The sequence below is a fragment of the Mycobacterium sp. E3339 genome (assembly GCF_001666915.1).
Classification (GTDB): domain Bacteria; phylum Actinomycetota; class Actinomycetes; order Mycobacteriales; family Mycobacteriaceae; genus Mycobacterium.
This window is the reverse complement of sequence record NZ_LZIZ01000223.1, coordinates 1-595: the sequence shown is the minus strand read 5'-3', so window position 1 is coordinate 595 and position 595 is coordinate 1. Positions and strand designations below refer to the sequence as shown.

Genomic DNA, 595 nt, shown 5'->3' with positions numbered 1-595 from the left:
GAACTTGATGTCGAGGCTGCGCAGATGGGTCTGCAGCCCGGCGTCCTGGATCGGGATCAGGTGGGCGGGCTGGTCGGTCTCGTTGTAGTGGGCGTGCCACATGCCCGGCGGGGTGGTGAAGGCGCAGCCGGCCCGCCAGTCCACCCGGATAGGGTCGACGATGTCGCCGCGGTCGTCGAGGCGGGTGCCCAGCAGCGTGTAGCAGCCGGTGGCGGGCGCGTCGAGGATCAGGTCGAGGGCCACCGACTGGTGCCGGTGCGGGCGCTGCACCTGATTCGGTGGCAGCACGCCGAACATGGCCCACAGGACGTGGGTGATGGTCAGCGTCTGCTCCTGGTTGGCGTTGGCCAGCAGCACGCTTACCCGGCTCTTCTCGTTGGCGCCCGGCCGCGCCGCGATCTCTTCGAGCTTGGCCACCGCGTCCGTCCGGCGGAACTTGGTCGCGCGGAACCGCGGCTGGGTGGCTTCGGCGCCCAGGTAGCGCATCAGCGGCTCGTCGTGCACCCAGTACATGGCGGTGTCCGCGGCCGCGTAGAACACCGAATGCGTGCCCGCGGGCAGGGTCAAAAAGTCACCCTTCTCCCATCCGACCAGC

General features: G+C 69.6%; 1 pseudogene. It reads right to left on the bottom strand.

Annotation, left to right across the window (positions count from 1 at the left end):
• Window positions 1-595: pseudogene (locus tag A5702_RS21240) on the bottom strand (cupin); the annotation flags it as partial.